General features: G+C 72.4%; 15 protein-coding genes. 14 read left to right on the top strand and 1 reads right to left on the bottom strand.

Annotated features, from left to right (window positions below; genetic code table 11):
* Positions 1–13 precede the first annotated feature (13 nt).
* Positions 14–772, top strand: a complete 759-nt coding sequence (gene sufC / locus M4486_RS06230; protein ID WP_200500589.1) for a Fe-S cluster assembly ATPase SufC — start codon at positions 14–16, stop codon at positions 770–772.
* A gap of 125 nt (positions 773–897) precedes the next feature.
* The gene (locus tag M4486_RS06225) at positions 898–1,227 is read left to right on the top strand and encodes a metal-sulfur cluster assembly factor (protein WP_249481082.1); all 330 of its coding nucleotides are present in this window, start codon (positions 898–900) and stop codon (positions 1,225–1,227) included.
* Between the two features lie 312 nt (positions 1,228–1,539).
* Here M4486_RS06225 and ald read toward each other — a convergent pair whose 3' ends face one another.
* On the bottom strand, positions 1,540–2,655 hold the full coding sequence (gene ald / locus M4486_RS06220) for an alanine dehydrogenase (RefSeq protein ID WP_249480290.1): 1,116 nt from the start codon (positions 2,653–2,655) through the stop codon (positions 1,540–1,542).
* A 187-nt stretch (positions 2,656–2,842) separates the two neighbouring features.
* On the opposite strand from ald, the gene M4486_RS06215 reads away from it, so the two are divergent.
* From M4486_RS06215 to pyrF, 12 genes are all read left to right on the top strand, one after another.
* Complete coding sequence (locus tag M4486_RS06215) at positions 2,843–4,447, top strand: ABC-F family ATP-binding cassette domain-containing protein (RefSeq protein ID WP_249480289.1); 1,605 nt, start codon at positions 2,843–2,845, stop codon at positions 4,445–4,447.
* Between the two features lie 66 nt (positions 4,448–4,513).
* Complete coding sequence (locus tag M4486_RS06210; protein WP_249480288.1) at positions 4,514–5,152, top strand: MarR family transcriptional regulator; 639 nt, start codon at positions 4,514–4,516, stop codon at positions 5,150–5,152.
* Between the two features lie 8 nt (positions 5,153–5,160).
* Entirely contained in the window at positions 5,161–5,598 is a 438-nt protein-coding gene (locus M4486_RS06205) for a hypothetical protein (protein WP_249480287.1), read from the top strand.
* A 194-nt stretch (positions 5,599–5,792) separates the two neighbouring features.
* Complete coding sequence (efp, locus tag M4486_RS06200) at positions 5,793–6,350, top strand: elongation factor P (RefSeq protein ID WP_249480286.1); 558 nt, start codon at positions 5,793–5,795, stop codon at positions 6,348–6,350.
* A 1-nt stretch (position 6,351) separates the two neighbouring features.
* A complete protein-coding gene (gene nusB, locus M4486_RS06195; RefSeq protein WP_249480285.1) occupies positions 6,352–6,855 on the top strand; it encodes a transcription antitermination factor NusB in 504 nt (167 codons plus the stop codon).
* 163 nt (positions 6,856–7,018) lie between these two features.
* The gene (gene pyrR, locus M4486_RS06190; protein WP_249480284.1) at positions 7,019–7,627 is read left to right on the top strand and encodes a bifunctional pyr operon transcriptional regulator/uracil phosphoribosyltransferase PyrR; all 609 of its coding nucleotides are present in this window, start codon (positions 7,019–7,021) and stop codon (positions 7,625–7,627) included.
* Positions 7,624–8,604: an aspartate carbamoyltransferase catalytic subunit gene (locus M4486_RS06185; RefSeq protein ID WP_249480283.1), complete on the top strand. Its 981-nt coding sequence runs from the start codon at positions 7,624–7,626 to the stop codon at positions 8,602–8,604. The genes pyrR and M4486_RS06185 overlap by 4 nt, the downstream gene beginning before the upstream one ends.
* Positions 8,601–9,947 carry a dihydroorotase gene (locus M4486_RS06180; RefSeq protein ID WP_249480282.1) on the top strand — a complete coding sequence of 449 codons (1,347 nt, stop codon included), beginning with the start codon at positions 8,601–8,603 and terminating at the stop codon, positions 9,945–9,947. The genes M4486_RS06185 and M4486_RS06180 overlap by 4 nt, the downstream gene beginning before the upstream one ends.
* 10 nt (positions 9,948–9,957) lie before the next feature.
* Positions 9,958–10,572 (top strand): PH-like domain-containing protein, encoded by a 615-nt coding sequence (locus M4486_RS06175; RefSeq protein ID WP_249480281.1) that lies wholly within the window; start codon positions 9,958–9,960, stop codon positions 10,570–10,572.
* The gene (carA, locus tag M4486_RS06170) at positions 10,569–11,798 is read left to right on the top strand and encodes a glutamine-hydrolyzing carbamoyl-phosphate synthase small subunit (protein ID WP_249480280.1); all 1,230 of its coding nucleotides are present in this window, start codon (positions 10,569–10,571) and stop codon (positions 11,796–11,798) included. Before M4486_RS06175 ends, carA begins: the two co-directional genes overlap by 4 nt.
* Positions 11,798–15,154 carry a carbamoyl-phosphate synthase large subunit gene (carB, locus tag M4486_RS06165; protein WP_249480279.1) on the top strand — a complete coding sequence of 1,119 codons (3,357 nt, stop codon included), beginning with the start codon at positions 11,798–11,800 and terminating at the stop codon, positions 15,152–15,154. The genes carA and carB overlap by 1 nt, the downstream gene beginning before the upstream one ends.
* The gene (gene pyrF, locus M4486_RS06160) at positions 15,151–16,107 is read left to right on the top strand and encodes an orotidine-5'-phosphate decarboxylase (protein ID WP_249480278.1); all 957 of its coding nucleotides are present in this window, start codon (positions 15,151–15,153) and stop codon (positions 16,105–16,107) included. The genes carB and pyrF overlap by 4 nt, the downstream gene beginning before the upstream one ends.
* The last annotated feature ends 176 nt before the right edge of the window (positions 16,108–16,283 follow it).

The following is a 16,283-nucleotide window of genomic DNA, read 5'->3' as shown; positions in this document are numbered from 1 at the left end:
GAGACCACCCACCATGTCGATCCTCGAGATCCGCGATCTGCACGCCACCGTCGAGACCCCTGAGGGCACCAAGGAGATCCTCAAGGGCGTCGACCTCACCATCCGCAGCGGCGAGACCCACGCGATCATGGGCCCCAACGGCTCCGGCAAGTCCACGCTCGCCTACTCGATCGCCGGCCACCCCAAGTACGAGATCACCTCGGGCACCGTGACGCTCGACGGCGAGGACGTCCTCGCGATGAGCGTCGACGAGCGCGCCCGCGCCGGCCTGTTCCTGGCCATGCAGTACCCGGTCGAGGTCCCCGGCGTCACCGTCTCGAACTTCCTGCGCACCGCCAAGACCGCGATCGACGGCGAGGCCCCGGCCCTGCGCACCTGGGTCAAGGACGTGCGCGGCGCGATGGACAACCTGAAGATGGATCCCGTCTTCGCCGAGCGCAACGTCAACGAGGGCTTCTCCGGCGGCGAGAAGAAGCGCCACGAGATCCTCCAGATGGAGCTGCTGAAGCCGTCCATGGCGATCCTCGACGAGACCGACTCCGGCCTCGACGTCGACGCGCTGCGCGTGGTCTCCGAGGGCGTGAACCGCGCCAAGGACACCACCGACGTGGGCGTCATGCTGATCACCCACTACACGCGCATCCTCAACTACATCAAGCCCGACTTCGTGCACGTGTTCGTCAACGGCCAGGTCGCCGAGCAGGGCGGCCCCGAGCTCGCCGAGCGCCTCGAGGCCGAGGGCTACGAGCGCTTCCTCACGGGTGCCAAGTGACCGCCCCGGCGAACGACGGAGCGGACGCCCAGGTCCCGGCCGAGGGCGCGGTCCCGGCCGACGGCGCAGCTCCGGCCGACGGCGCAGCCCCGGCCGATGGGGCGCCCGCATCGGACGGCGCCGCCGTGACGGAGGGCGAGCCCTCGACCTTCGTGAGCGAGGAGGAGGTGCGCGAGTCCCTCAAGGACGTCATCGACCCCGAGCTCGGGATCAACGTCGTGGACCTCGGCCTCGTCTACGGCATCACCGTGGACCAGGGCAACGCCGTGGTCGACATGACGCTGACCTCCGCCGCGTGCCCGCTCACCGACGTGCTCGAGGAGCAGACGTTCGCGGCGCTCGACCCCATCTGCGAGACGCACCGCATCAACTGGGTGTGGATGCCGCCGTGGGGCATGGAGATGATCACCGAGGACGGTCGCGAGCAGCTGAGGGCCATCGGCTTCAACCTCTGACGGCCGGGCTTCGGGCGTCCGCCCCGTTCCGCGGCGGGCCCTCCGGCATCCCGTGCCAGGCGCCCACTCCCGGCCAGGCTCTCGCTGAGACCACTCGCGCGACCGCACGTGAGCGGTGCCGGTGAGGGCCATGCACCGAACAGTGCTGCGCAATCGTCGTTATGGAGCCTCATAACGACCATTGCGCAGCACTGTTCGTGGTTCGGGGGTCGGTGAGCGGGCGGCGACCGGTCTGGCACGTACGTCTCGGAGCACGTCGACATCGCGCCGCCCCGTGACCGCGTGCGCGAACGCCGCGCGGTCGCCCCGCCCTCAGCCCAGCACGACGGCCGGCTCGACCGCGTCGATCCCGTGGGCCTCGCCGACCCCGGTGTTGGTGAGCGTCCCGGCGTGGGCGTTGAGCCCCTTGGCGAGCGCGGCGTCCGCGCGCAGCGCGTCGCGCCATCCGGAGCCGGCGATGCGCATCACGTAGGGGAGCGTCGCGTGCGTGAGCGCCGCGGTCGCCGTGACCGGAACGCTGCCGGGCATGTTCGCCACGCAGTAGAAGTTCGTGTCGTGCACGCGGAACGTGGGTGCGTCGTGCGTGGTGGCGTGGGAGCCCTCGAAGCAGCCGCCCTGGTCGATCGCGACGTCCACGAGCACCGAGCCGGGCTTCATCGTGCTCACCATCTCGTCGGTCACGAGCTTGGGGGCGCGCCTGCCCGGGATCAGGACGGAGCCGATCACCACGTCGGCCTGCCGGATCATCTCGGAGAGGTCCAGGCGCGTGGAGTAGCGGGTGAGGATGGCGCCGGAGTGGACGGTCGCGATCTCCTGGAGCCGCGCGAGGTTCACGTCCATCACGGTGACGTCGGCATGGAGGCCGTTCGCCATCACCGCGGCCTGCTCGCCCACGACGCCGCCGCCGATCACGAGGACCTTCGCCTCGCTCGTGCCGGGCACGCCGCCCATCAGCACCCCCGAACCGCCCAGCGGCTTTATGAGGTGGTAGGCCGCGACCTGGGTCGCGAGCCGCCCGGCGATCGCGCTCATCGGCGCGAGCAGCGGCAGCGAGCGGTCGGCCCTCTGCACCGTCTCGTAGGCGATGGCCGTGGTCCCGGAGTCGAGGACCGCGCGGGTGAGGGACTCGTCGGCGGCGAGGTGGAGGTAGGTGAACAGGATCTGCCCCGCGCGCAGCAGCGCCTGCTCGCTCGGCAGGGGCTCCTTGACCTTCACGACCATCTCGGCCCCGCCCCACACGTCGGCGGCGTCGGGCACGATCCTCGCGCCGGCCTCCGCGAAGTCCTCGTCGCGCACGCCGGCGCCGAGGCCCGCGGAGGCCTCCACGAGCACCTCGTGCCCGGCGTGGGTGAGCTCGTGGACGCCGGCGGCGGTCAGCCCCACCCGGTACTCGTTGTTCTTGATCTCGCGGGGGACCCCGATGATCATGCTCGCTCCTTCGACGACGCGATCTGCGGCCCCCGGCGGCGCGCCCCGCGGACCGGAGGACCTCGATGTCCTCCTCACCACATCACAGCACACGGGAGCGGTGTTCGGGGGCGTCCTCGGCAGGTGAGGATCTAGGGTGGACCGGGCCCCGGAGCGGGGTCCCGTCCACTGCGCGAGGAGCCCTTCCGTGATCACCGTCTCCGACCTCGAGATCCGCATGGGAGCGCGGCTGCTCATGAGCGGAGTGTCCTTCCAGGTGACCGCGGGCGACCGCATCGGTCTCGTCGGCCGCAACGGCGCCGGCAAGACCACCCTCACCAAGGTCCTCTCCGGCACCATGCAGCCCACCGAGGGGCGCGTCGAGGTGAGCGGGGAGCTCGGCTACCTGCCGCAGGACACCCACACCGGCGATCCCGATCAGCTGGTGATCGCCCGCATCCTCTCCGCCCGCGGCCTCGACGACATCATGCAGCGCCTCCACCGGGCCGAGCTCGACATGGCCGACATGACCATCTCCGACGCCAAGCGCGAGAAGGCCATGGATCGCTACGTGCGGATCGACGCCGAGCTCACCTCGCGCGGCGGTTACGCCGCGGAGTCCGAGGCCCGCCGGATGGCGGCGAACCTGGGCCTCCCGGACCGCCTGCTCGAGCAGGGCCTCGGCACGCTCTCGGGCGGCCAGCGCCGTCGCGTCGAGCTCGCGAGGATCCTGTTCTCCCAGGCGGACACGATGATCCTCGACGAGCCGACGAACCACCTCGACGCCGACTCGATCATCTGGCTGCGCGACTACCTCATGACCTACAAGGGCGGGCTGATCGTCATCAGCCACGACGTGCAGCTCGTCGAGCAGGTCGTGAACAAGGTCTTCTACCTCGACGCGAACCGCGGCGCGATCGACATCTACAACATGGGCTGGAAGCTCTACCTGCGTCAGCGCGAGGACGACGAGAAGCGGCGCCGGCGCGAGCGGCAGAACGCGGAGAAGAAGGCCACCCAGCTCACCGCGCAGGCGGAGAAGATGCGCGCGAAGGCCACCAAGGCCGTCGCCGCCCAGAACATGCTGCGGCGCGCCGAGCGCATGCTCGACGGCGTCGAGGGGGAGCGTCAGCAGGACCGCGTCGCCTCGCTGCGCTTCCCGAAGCCGGCCTCCTGCGGGAAGACCCCGCTGATGGCGGAGGACCTCTCCAAGTCCTACGGGAGCCTGGAGATCTTCACCGGGGTCGATCTCGCGATCGACCGCGGCAGCCGCGTCGTCGTCCTGGGGCTGAACGGCGCGGGCAAGACCACGCTGCTGCGGGTGCTCGCCGGCGTCGACGAGTCCGACACCGGCCGCATCATCCCGGGCCACGGCCTGCGCGTCGGCTACTACGCGCAGGAGCACGAGACGCTCGACCCGGACCGCACGGTGCTCGAGAACATGATGACGGCCGCCATCGAGCTGCCCGAGGTCGAGGCCCGCAAGATCCTCGGCTCGTTCCTGTTCAGCGGGGACGACGTGCACAAGCCAGCGGGCGTGCTCTCGGGCGGGGAGAAGACCAGGCTCGCCCTGGCCACGCTCGTGGTGTCGAGCGCGAACGTGCTGCTCCTGGACGAGCCGACGAACAACCTCGACCCCGCGAGCCGCGAGGAGATCCTCGGCGCGCTCGCGGCCTTCGAGGGCGCCGTCATCCTGGTCTCCCACGACCCGGGCGCCGTCCGCGCGCTCTCGCCCGAGCGCGTGCTGGTGATGCCCGACGCGGTCGAGGACCTGTGGAACCAGAGCTACGAGGAGCTCATCGAGCTCGCCTGACAGCAGAACACGGCTGTATGCCGCGTCATCGAGTCTTTCATGCGTGGTGCGGCTAGACTCGCGGTCATGTTCGTCCTCACCGTCGACCAGCACGACAGCCGGCGCACCACCGATCGCGTGCCCGAGCTGATCGCTGCCCTGCACGACGTGCCCCTCCGTCTGCGTCCCGAGCGGACGGCGGGCGACGAGGTGCAGATGCTCGCCGACTCGGCCGACCCGGTGCTCGCCTGCGTGCTGCGCATGCTCGAGCTCGGCGGCTGGAGCGTGGGAGTGGGCATCGGACCCGTCGAGCTCCCGCTGCCGGCCTCCGTGCGCGAAGGGCGCGGAGACGCCTTCATCGCCGCGCGCCGGGCGGTGGAGAGCGCGCGGCGCACCAGCTCGATCCCCGTGAGCGTGCGCACCGCCGATCCCCGTCAGCGGGAGCAGACCGAGGAGCTTCAGGCGCTGCTGCGTCTGGTCGGACGCGAGGTCACCTCCCGCAAGCCCGGGCAGTGGCGCGTGGTCCACGCGATGCGCGAGGACCCGTCGGCCACGCAGGCGCAGATCGCGGAGCGCCTCGAGGTGACCCAGCAGACCGTCTCCCGGGCCTTCACCACGAGCGGCTGGCGCGAGGAGCAGGCCGTGCACCCGCTGGTGCGGCGCCTGCTCGCGATGCTCGACCTCACGTCGGACCGCTCGATGGACCGTCCGGGCCATCTGCCATGATCCAGGACATGCTCACCCACCTGCCCGAGCTCGCGGTGATCGTGCTCGCCCTGCTGCTCGCCTCGCTCGGCGGCTGGCCGCTGTCCTCGTTCGTGCTGCGTCTCTCGCGCTCGCCCCGGCGCGCACGCCCGGCCGCGCGCCGACCGGGCGAGGTCCCTGTCCTCGAGGCGCCCGCGCATCCGGCGAAGGAGTGGAGCACCCCGGAGCTGCTGCGCGGAGGACTCTGGATCGGACTGCTCGAGAGGGTCGCCGTGACCGCCTGCGTGCTCGCCGATCACCCCGAGATGATCGCTGTCGTCGTCGCGCTCAAGGGCCTCGGTCGGTATCCCGAGCTGCGCTCCCACGAGGGCGCCTCCGAGCGGTTCCTCGTGGGCACCTTCGCCTCCCTGCTGTGGGCGGTCGCGATCGGCGCGATCGGTCTCGCCCTGCTCCGCACGGTCGCCTGACGGGGCGGCGCGGGGTCGAGCGATGCGAGCTTCGCTACGTCGGGGCGTCCGCGAGCGGCCCGGGGGAGCGGAGGATGCGGGTCCAGGCGGTAAAGTGAATGAGCCTGCGGCGTGACCTCGATCGCGCCGCACGCGCACCGCAAGGCGCGAGAGCGCACACCGGGCGAGACGCCCGTCGACTCCCGAGGAGACCCATGGCGACGACCAACGACCTCAAGAACGGCATCGTGCTGAACCTGGATAACCAGCTCTGGCAGGTCGTCGAGTTCCAGCACGTGAAGCCGGGCAAGGGCCCCGCCTTCGTGCGCACCAAGATCAAGAACGTGCTGTCGGGCAAGACGGTCGACAAGACCTTCAACGCCGGCGTGAAGGTGGAGACCGCGACGGTCGACAAGCGCGACATGCAGTACTCGTACCTCGACGGCGACCTCTACGTCTTCATGGACACCTCCACCTGGGAGCAGACCAACGTCCCCGGCGACGTCGTCGGCGATGCCAAGGACTTCCTGCTCGAGGGCGCCGACGTCGTGGTCGCCTTCCACGACGAGAAGGTGCTCTACGTCGAGCTGCCCGCGAGCGTCGTGCTGGAGATCACGCACACCGAGCCCGGCCTGCAGGGCGACCGCTCCTCCGGCGGGACCAAGCCGGCCACCCTCGAGACCGGCCGCGAGATCCAGGTGCCGCTGTTCCTCGAGCAGGGCACCAAGGTCAAGGTCGACACCCGCTCCGGCGACTACCTCGGGCGCGCCTGACGTGCAGGATCCGCTGAGTCTTCCCCTGCCCGGTCGCGAGGGCGAGGAGGTCGAGCTGCTGGAGACGCATCCCGCTAACCCCAAGCGCCTGACCTCCCGCTCCCGCGAGCGGGTGCGGGCGATCGACGTCGTCTTCGAGGCCGACGCCCGCGAGCGCGACCTGGGCGATGTGCTCGCCGAGCGGCGGCTGCGCACGGCGGCCCAGACCGCCCTTCCCGAGCGCTCCGCGCACCTGGTCGAGCTCGTCGCCGCGCACCGCGAGGAGATCGACGAGCAGCTCTCGACCCACAGCCGCGACTGGCCCCTGCACCGCATGCCCGCCGTGGACCGCGCGATCCTGCGCACCGGTGCCGCGGAGATCCTCCACGACACTCCGGCCGACGGCGTCGGCCCCGTGATCGGCGAGTACGCGACGATCGCGCGCGAGCTGTCCACCGAGGACTCCCCGCGCTTCGTCAACGGCCTCCTGCAGCGCATCGGCGAGATGCGTGACCTGCTGGGCTGAGCACCGCCCGTCGACCCGCTCCTCTGAGACGTCCGCAACAGCTCCCGCCACCACCTGAGACGACGCGCGGGAGCGTGCGCCCCGCGCGCTACGATCAACAGCGATCGCACCGATCCACCACCCTTTAACCTCGCGTCCCGTGAGACGCGGAAGGGAGAAGATCATGACCGCAGATCGACCGGGCCCCACTGCGCCCGGGAGCGAGAAGACCGTCCTGGATCAGGACGACATCTCCCGCTCCCTCACGCGCATCGCCCACGAGATCATCGAGACCGGCCACGGGGCCGACGACCTCGTGCTGCTGGGCATCCCGCATCGCGGCGTCCCCCTCGCGCGGCGCATCGCCGCCATCATCGCCGAGGCCGAGGGCGCGGGACGCGACCCGGACTCCCTGGCCGGCGCCCTGGACATCACCCTGTACCGGGACGACCTGCGCCGCAGCCCCGCGCGGCTGCCGCACCCCACGCACATCCCCTCCGGCGGGATCGACGGGAAGGTCGTCGTCCTCGTCGACGACGTCCTCTACTCCGGGCGCACCGTGCGCGCCGCCCTCGACGCTCTCTCCGCGATCGGCCGGCCCGCCGTCGTGCGCCTCGCGGTCCTCGTGGACCGCGGCCACCGCGAGCTGCCGATCCGCGCCGACCACGTCGGCAAGAACCTCCCCACCTCCCGCAGCGAGCGCGTGGGCGTGCTGCTCACGGAGACCGACGGCGAGGACGCGGTGAGGATCTCCCACCCCGCGTCCCCCGAGGACGAGGGGGCGCGGCGATGAAGCACCTGACCGGCATCGGCGACCTGGACCGCGCCTCCGCGATCGAGCTGCTGGACACCTCGACCCGCATGGTCGCCACCCAGGAGCGGCAGATGCGCAAGCTGCCCACCCTCGTCGGCACCACCGTGGTGAACCTCTTCATGGAGGACTCCACCCGCACCCGCATCAGCTTCGAGGCCGCCGCGAAGCGCCTCTCGGCCGACGTCATCAACTTCTCCGCCAAGGGATCGAGCATCTCCAAGGGGGAGTCGCTCAAGGACACCGCGCTGACCCTGCGCGCGATGGGGGCCGACGCCGTGGTGGTGCGCGCTCCCGCTTCGGGCGCGGCGCACAAGCTCGCGCACTCCGGCTGGATCGACGTCCCGATCGTCAACGCCGGCGACGGCACGCACCAGCACCCCACCCAGGCGCTCCTGGACTCCTTCACCCTGCGCCGCCATCTGGGCGGGGAGCAGAGGGCCGGGGAGCGCTCGGGCAGCGTCGATGGGAAGGGCCTGGACGGCCTGCACGTGGTGATCGTCGGCGACATCATGCATTCGCGCGTCGCGCGCTCGAACGTGCAGCTGATGACGCTGCTCGGCGCGCGTGTCACGCTCGTCGCGCCGCCCTCGCTGGTCCCCGTGGGGGCCGACGTCTGGCCCTGCGACGTTCTCTACGACCTCGACGAGGCGATCGCCCTGGCCCCCGATGCCGTGATGATGCTGCGCGTCCAGCGCGAGCGCATGCTCGGCGGCGGCTACTTCCCGAGCGCTGCCGAGTACACCCGGCGCCTGCAGCTCACGCAGGAGCGTGCCGACCGCCTGCCCGATCACGCGATCGTCATGCACCCCGGCCCGATGAACCGCGGCTTCGAGATCGCCGGGGGAGTGGCCGACGGTCCCCGCAGCGTGATCGTCGAGCAGGTCGCGGCGGGCGTGAGCGTCCGCATGGCCGTGCTCTTCCACCTGCTGGCCTCCAACGCGAGGGAGGAATCATGACCCCCACCACCGCTTCCGCCGCCGATGCCGCGACCACCGCCGCCGCCGCAGCCGCACTGCTGATTCGCGGCGGCCGCCCCTACGGCGAGGACGTCGCCGACGTCCTGGTCGAGGACGGGACGATCACCGCCGTCGGCCCCGACCTCTCCGCCCCCGAGGGCGTCGAGGTCGTCGACGCCGAGGGCTGCATCGTCCTGCCCGGCCTCGTCGACCTGCACACGCATCTGCGCGAGCCCGGCGGCGAGGAGGCCGAGACCGTCGAGACCGGCACCCGCGCCGCGGCCCGCGGCGGCTTCACCGCCGTGCACGCGATGGCCAACACGACGCCCGTCGCGGACACCGCGGGCGTCGTCGAGCAGGTCCTCCAGCGCGGGGAGGACGCCGCCTGGTGCGCCGTCCACCCGATCGGCGCCGTCACCGTGGGGCTGGGAGGGGAGCGCCTCGCCGAGCTCGACGCGATGGCGGGCTCCCGCGCCCGGGTGCGCGTGTTCAGCGACGACGGCAAGTGCGTCTCCGACCCGGTGCTCATGCGCCGCGCCCTGGAGTACGTGAAGACCTTCGACGGCGTCATCGCCCAGCACGCGCAGGACCCGCGACTGACCGAGGGCGCGCAGATGCACGAGGGCCGCGTCTCCGCCGAGATCGGCCTCACCGGCTGGCCCAGCGTCGCCGAGGAGTCGATCATCGCCCGCGACGTGCTGCTGGCCGAGCACGTCGGCTCGCGCCTGCACGTCTGCCACCTCTCGACCGCCGGCAGCGTCGAGATCGTCCGCTGGGCCAAGCAGCGCGGCGTGGACGTGACCGCAGAGGTCACCCCGCACCACCTGCTGCTCACCGACGAGGAGGCGCGCGGCTACGACGCGGTGTACAAGGTGAACCCGCCGCTTCGCACGCAGGCCGACGTCGAGGCCGTGCGCGAGGGACTGGCCGACGGCACGATCGACATCGTCGCGACGGACCACGCCCCGCACCCGGCCGATGCCAAGGACCGCGAGTGGGACACCGCCGCGTTCGGCATGACGGGCCTGGAGACCGCGCTCGGGATCGTCCAGCAGACGATGGTCGACACCGGGGTCCTGAGCTGGCGGGATGTGGCGCGGGTGCTCTCGGAGACCCCCGCCCGGATCGCCCGTGACGTCGACCAGGGTCGCCCTCTCGCGGCCGGCGAGGTCGCCCACGTGCTGGTGTGGGATCCGCGGCCGGCCGCCGAGGTCGACCCCGAGGAGCACGCCTCCCGCGGACGGAACTCGCCCGTGGCGGGCCGCACCCTGCCCGGACGCAACCGGCTCACCCTGCTCGCGGGCCGCCCCACGGTGCGGGACTCCCGCCTCGCGGAGCACTGAGCGGGCGAGCATGGACCTCACCCGCTACCTCCCGCCCGTCCTCGCCCTGGTCGTCGTGCTCGCGCTGTGCGTGCTGCTGGCCTGGTGGGGCTGGCGGCGACGCGCCGCCCGCCAGGGCGATCTGCCCGAGCTCCCGCAGCCCGTCGCCGGCGGCAAGGCGCTGAGCTGGGGGAGCGAGCCCGGCTCCGCGGAGGGCGTCTACGTCGCCACCACGCTCGCCGGCCGCCCGCTCGAGCGCGTCACCGCGCGCGGCCTCGGCCCTCGCAGCCGGGCGTCGGTCTCCGACGCGGACGACGGCGGACGGCCCGTCCTGCACGTGGAGCGCCAGGGCGCCGCGAGCTTCCTCGTCCCCTGGGCCGACGTCCGCTCCGTCCACACCGCCTCCGGCATGGTCGGCAAGTGGATCGGCGGCGACGGCCTCCTCGTCGTCCGCTGGCAGCTGGGCTCGACCGAGCTCGACACCGGCTTCCGCCTCGACGAGCGCGCCGACCAGGACCGCTTCCTCGCCCTCGCCGCCCGGCGCCTGCCCGCCGACCAGCGCCCGTCCGCCGACCCGTCGGGCCCGCCCCCGTCGGACCCCGCACTCCCGTCCACCGACCCGCAGCCCCGGAAGGAGCTCCCATGACCACCACCGCCCCCGACGCCCGCGTCGGCCGCGCGCGCCGCACCCCCGACCCCGCCCTCCTCGTCCTCGAGGACGGCACCGTGCTGCGCGGCGAGGCCTACGGCGCGCGCGGTGCGCGTCTGGGCGAGGTCGTCTTCGCGACCGGCATGACCGGCTACCAGGAGACCCTCACCGACCCCTCCTACGCGGGCCAGATCGTCGTGCAGACGGCGCCGCACATCGGCAACACCGGCGCCAACGCCGAGGACATGGAGTCCCGGACGGTCTGGGTGCGCGGCTACGCCGTGCGCGAGGCCAGCCGCGTCGCCTCGAACTGGCGCAGCGAGCAGAGCCTCGACGACCTGCTGGTGGGCAGCGAGGTCGTCGGCATCTCCGGGATCGACACCCGCATGCTCACGCGCATCCTGCGCGAGCACGGGTCCATGCGCGGGGGCATCTTCTCCGGCAGCGCGCTGGAGGACGCGAGCGAGCAGCAGCTGCTCGAGCGCATCCAGGCCGAGCCCGCCATGGAGGGCGCGAGCTTCGTCGAGGAGGTGACCATCCCGCAGCCCGTGGTCCTCGAGCCCGAGGGCGAGGCGATCGGCACGGTCGCCGCCGTCGACCTCGGCATCAAGGGCGCGACGCCGCGCAACATGGTCGCCCGCGGCCTGCGCGTGCACCTGCTGCCCGCGACGACCTCCCTCGAGGAGCTGCTGGCGACCGAGCCGGACGCGGTGTTCTTCTCGAACGGCCCCGGCGACCCCGCGAGCGCCGAGGCCCAGGTCGAGCTGCTGCGCGGCGTCCTGGACCAGGGCCTGCCCTTCTTCGGGATCTGCTTCGGCAACCAGCTGCTGGGCCGCGCGCTCGGCTTCGGCACGTACAAGCTCAAGTACGGCCACCGCGGGATCAACCAGCCGGTGCTGGACCGCGAGACCGGCAAGGTCGAGATCACCGCCCAGAACCACGGCTTCGCCGTCGACGTCCCGCTCGAGGGCGAGCACACCGCTCCGCACGACGGCGGCCGCTACGGCCGGGTCGTCGTCTCCCACGTGGGCCTGAACGACGACGTGGTCGAGGGCATCCGCTGCCTCGACCTGCCCGCCTACTCCGTGCAGTACCACCCCGAGGCCGCGTCGGGCCCGCACGAGGCCTCCTACCTGTTCGACCGCCTCGTCGACCTCGTGCGCGTGCACCGCACCGGCACGGCCGACCAGACCCCCGCCGCCTCCGAGAAGAAGGACTCCTGATGCCCCGCCGCGACGACATCGCCTCCGTGCTCGTGATCGGCTCCGGGCCGATCGTCATCGGCCAGGCCGCCGAGTTCGACTACTCCGGCACCCAGGCCTGCCGCGTGCTGCGCGAGGAGGGCCTGCGCGTCATCCTCGTGAACTCGAACCCGGCGACGATCATGACCGACCCGGACATCGCGGACGCGACCTACATCGAGCCGATCGACCCCGACGTCATCCGCTCGATCATCGCGAAGGAGCGCCCCGACGCGGTGCTGCCGACCCTCGGCGGCCAGACCGCGCTGAACGCCGCCATCGCCCTCGAGGAGCGCGGCATCCTCGCCGAGTTCGGGGTCGAGATGATCGGCGCCTCGATCGACGCGATCCAGAAGGCCGAGGACCGCCAGCGCTTCAAGGGCGTCGTCGAGCGCGTGGGCGGCGAGTCCGCCCGCTCGCGCATCTGCCACACCATGGACGACTGCCTCGAGGCCGCCGAGGACCTCGGATACCCGATGGTCGTGCGCCCGAGCTTCACCATGGGCGGGCTCGGCTCCGGCATGGCCTACGACGAGGCGGACCTGCGCCGCATCGCCGGCGACGGCCTGCACTACTCGCCGACCACCGAGGTGCTCCTGGAGGAGTCGATCCTGGGCTGGAAGGAGTTCGAGCTCGAGCTCATGCGCGACCGCAAGGACAACTGCGTGGTCGTCTGCACGATCGAGAACGTCGACCCCGTCGGCGTGCACACGGGCGACTCCGTGACCGTGGCCCCGGCCCTCACCCTCACCGACGTCGAGCAGCAGAGGCTGCGCGACCTGGGCATCGGCATCATCCGCGAGGTCGGGGTGGACACCGGCGGCTGCAACGTGCAGTTCGCGATCCACCCCACCACCGGGCGCATCGTCGTGATCGAGATGAACCCCCGCGTCTCGCGCTCCTCGGCCCTCGCCTCGAAGGCCACGGGCTTCCCGATCGCGAAGATCGCCGCCCGCCTGGCGCTGGGCTACACGCTCGACGAGATCCGCAACGACATCACGGGCACCACCCCGGCGAGCTTCGAGCCGACGCTGGACTACGTGGTCGTGAAGATCCCGCGCTTCGCCTTCGAGAAGTTCCCGGCCGCCGACCCGACCCTCACCACCACCATGAAGAGCGTGGGCGAGGCGATGGCGCTGGGCCGCAGCTTCACCGAGGCCTACGGCAAGGCCCAGCGCTCCCTGGACGTGAAGGCGGCGAACGTCGACTACACGGGACCGGCACCGGACGCCTCCGAGGTCGCCGAGCTCGTCGAGGCCGTGCGCATCCCCTCCGACACCCGCATGGTGGCGATCGCCCGCATCCTGCGCGCGGCCGCCGCGGGCGTCGTCGACCCCGCCGAGACGATCGAGCGGCTCTACGAGACCACCGCCATCGACCGCTGGTTCCTCGACCAGTTCCTGCTCGTCGCGGAGATCGCCGAGGAGGTCCGCGCGGCCGAGGTGCTCGACGCCGGCCTCCTGGCCCTGGCCAAGCGCCACGGCATCTCCGACGACCAGATCGGGCAGCTGCGCAGCGTCTCCGGCGACGTCGTCAAGGGCGTGCGCGAGGCGCTCGGCGTGAACCCGGTGTACAAGACCGTGGACACCTGCGCGGCGGAGTTCGCCTCCCGCACCCCGTACCACTACTCGAGCTACGACCAGGAGAGCGAGGTCGAGCCCCGCACGAAGCCCGCGGTGCTGATCCTCGGCTCCGGCCCCAACCGCATCGGCCAGGGCATCGAGTTCGACTACTCCTGCGTGCACGCCGCGATGGTGCTGGGCCGCGACCTCGCCGAGGGCGGGGGAGGCTTCGAGACCGTCATGGTCAACTGCAACCCCGAGACGGTCTCGACGGACTACGACGTCGCCGACCGGCTCTACTTCGAGCCCCTGACCTTCGAGGACGTCGTAGAGGTCTATGAGGCCGAGCGCGCCGCCGGGCCCGTCGCGGGCGTCATCGTGCAGCTGGGCGGGCAGACCCCGCTCTCCCTCGCGCGGCGCCTGGAGGACGCGGGCCTGCCGGTCATCGGCACCTCGCCCGGCGCGATCGACATGGCCGAGGACCGCGGCGCCTTCGGCGGCGTCCTCGCCCGGGCCGAGCTGCCCGCCCCTCCCTACGGCACCGCCTGGGCCCTGGCCGACGCGATCGACACCGCCCGCGAGGTCGGGTACCCCGTTCTCGTGCGCCCGAGCTACGTGCTCGGCGGGCGCGGCATGGAGATCGTCTACGACGAGGCCGGGCTCGTGGACTACGTGGGCCGCAACATCCCCGAGGGCGGTCGTGCCGAGGCGCCGATCCTCATCGACTCGTTCCTGGACACCGCGACCGAGATCGACGTCGACGCGCTGTACGACGGCGAGGAGATGTACCTCGGCGGGATCATGGAGCACATCGAGGAGGCCGGGATCCACTCGGGCGACTCCGCGTGCACCCTGCCGCCCGTGACCCTGGGCGCCGGCGTGCTCGAGCAGATCCGCCGCTCGACCGAGGCGATCGCCGAGGGCGTGGGCGTGCGCGGCCTGCTCAACGTCCAGTACGCGCTCGCCCACGGCGTGCTCTACGTGCTCGAGGCCAACCCGCGCGCCTCCCGCACCGTCCCCTTCGTCTCCAAGGCGACGGGCGTCCACCTGGCCCAGGCGGCCTCGCTGATCATGGCGGGCCGCTCGATCGCCGAGCTGCGCGCCCAGGGCGCGCTGCCCCGCGAGGGCGACGGCGGGGACCTCCCCGCGGACACCCCGATCAGCGTCAAGGAGGCCGTGCTGCCCTTCAAGCGCTTCCGCACCCACGAGGGCCGCAGCGTCGACGCGCTGCTCGGCCCCGAGATGCGGTCGACGGGCGAGGTCATGGGCATGGACGCGACCTTCCCGCTGGCCTTCGCGAAGTCGCAGCTGGCGATCTCCGGGCAGGGCCTGCCCACCTCGGGCTGCGTCTTCGTCTCGGTCTCGGATCGCGACAAGCGCGGCGTCGTGCTCCCGGTGGCGCGTCTGGCGGCGCTCGGCTTCGACATCCTCGCGACCGTCGGCACCGCCTCGGTGCTGCGCCGCTCCGGGGTCCCGTGCCGCACCATCGCCAAGGCCTCCGAGGCCGACGCCTCCGGCAGCGTCATCGAGCTCATCGAGGGCGGCCAGGTCGTGCTCGTGCTGAACACGCCCTCGGGCTCCGACGCCCGCGCCGACGGCTACGAGATCCGCGCGGCCGCGACCTCGATGGACGTCCCGATGATCACCACGCTGCAGGAGTTCCAGGCGGCCGTGCAGGCGATCGAGGCGCTGCCCAGCGGCGCCTTCGACGTCGAGAGCCTGCAGGACCACATCGCCTTCCTCTCGCGCCACCGCGGCGAGACGGTGCGCGCGTGAGCGGGGGAGGGGCGAGCCCCGTGCCGGGCACGGCCCGGACCTTCGGCGAGCGGCTGCGCGCGGCCGTCGCGGAGCGCGGCCCCCTCGTCGTGGGCGTCGACCCGCACGCCTCCCTGCTCGCGCAGTGGGGCCTCGCGGACGACGCGGACGGTCTGCGGGCCTTCGCCCGCACCGTGCTCGACGCCTGCGCGGCGCACGCGTGCGCGCTCAAGCCCCAGTCCGCCTTCTTCGAGCGCCACGGCTCCCGAGGCATCACGGTGCTCGAGGAGCTGCTGGGCGCCGCCCGCGAGCGCGGCGTGCTCACGATCCTCGACGTCAAGCGCGGGGACATCGGCTCGACCATGGGCGGGTACGCGGACGCCTACCTGCGTCCGGGCGCCCCGCTCGAGGCCGACGCCGTCACCGTGAGCCCGTACCTGGGCTTCGGCTCGCTCGCCCCGGCGCTCGAGCTCGCCGCACAGCACGGCAAGGGCGTGTTCGTGCTGGCCCTGACCTCGAACCCCGACGGGCCCGAGGTCCAGCACGCAGCGAGAGCGCACGTCCCTGCGGCTGACGCCGCGCCCGCCAAGGGCTCTCCCGCGGGGAGCGGCGGGACAGATGCATCGTCCGTCGCCCGCACGATGGCCGACCACGCCCGCGCGGCGAACCTGGCGGAGATCGCCCAGGCGGGACTCGACCCCGCGCAGGCGTGGGGGAGCACCGGGCTCGTCATCGGCGCGACCGTGGGCGAGGCCCTGCGCGAGCTCGGCATCGTTGTCGCAGCGACCCGCGCCCCGGTGCTCGCCCCCGGCTACGGCGCCCAGGGCGCCGGACCCGAGGACCGTGCCGCGGTCTTCGGGGCCGCCGCCGATCGGGTCCTCGTCTCGCTCTCGCGCGGAGTGCTCTCCGCCGGGCCCGATCCGCAGGCCCTCTCGACCAGGGCCGAGGAGCTCGCCGCCGCGTACGCGCTCTGATCCCGCGGCTCCGTCTCGAGCGCGCGGCACGGGCCCGGCTTTTCGCCACACTTGCTGGTGCTCGCGTCAGAACAAGGGGCCGAAAGCCGTCCGAACTGGAGCGACGCGCCGAGAAGGGGCGAAATCCGCCGATCATCGGGTTACAGTCGTGCCACCGCACCCGCCCGAGACGTGCA

Origin of the sequence: Brachybacterium kimchii, from assembly GCF_023373525.1 — a bacterium.
Lineage (GTDB): Bacteria > Actinomycetota > Actinomycetes > Actinomycetales > Dermabacteraceae > Brachybacterium > Brachybacterium kimchii.
This window is presented reverse-complemented; position numbering and strand designations above follow the sequence as displayed.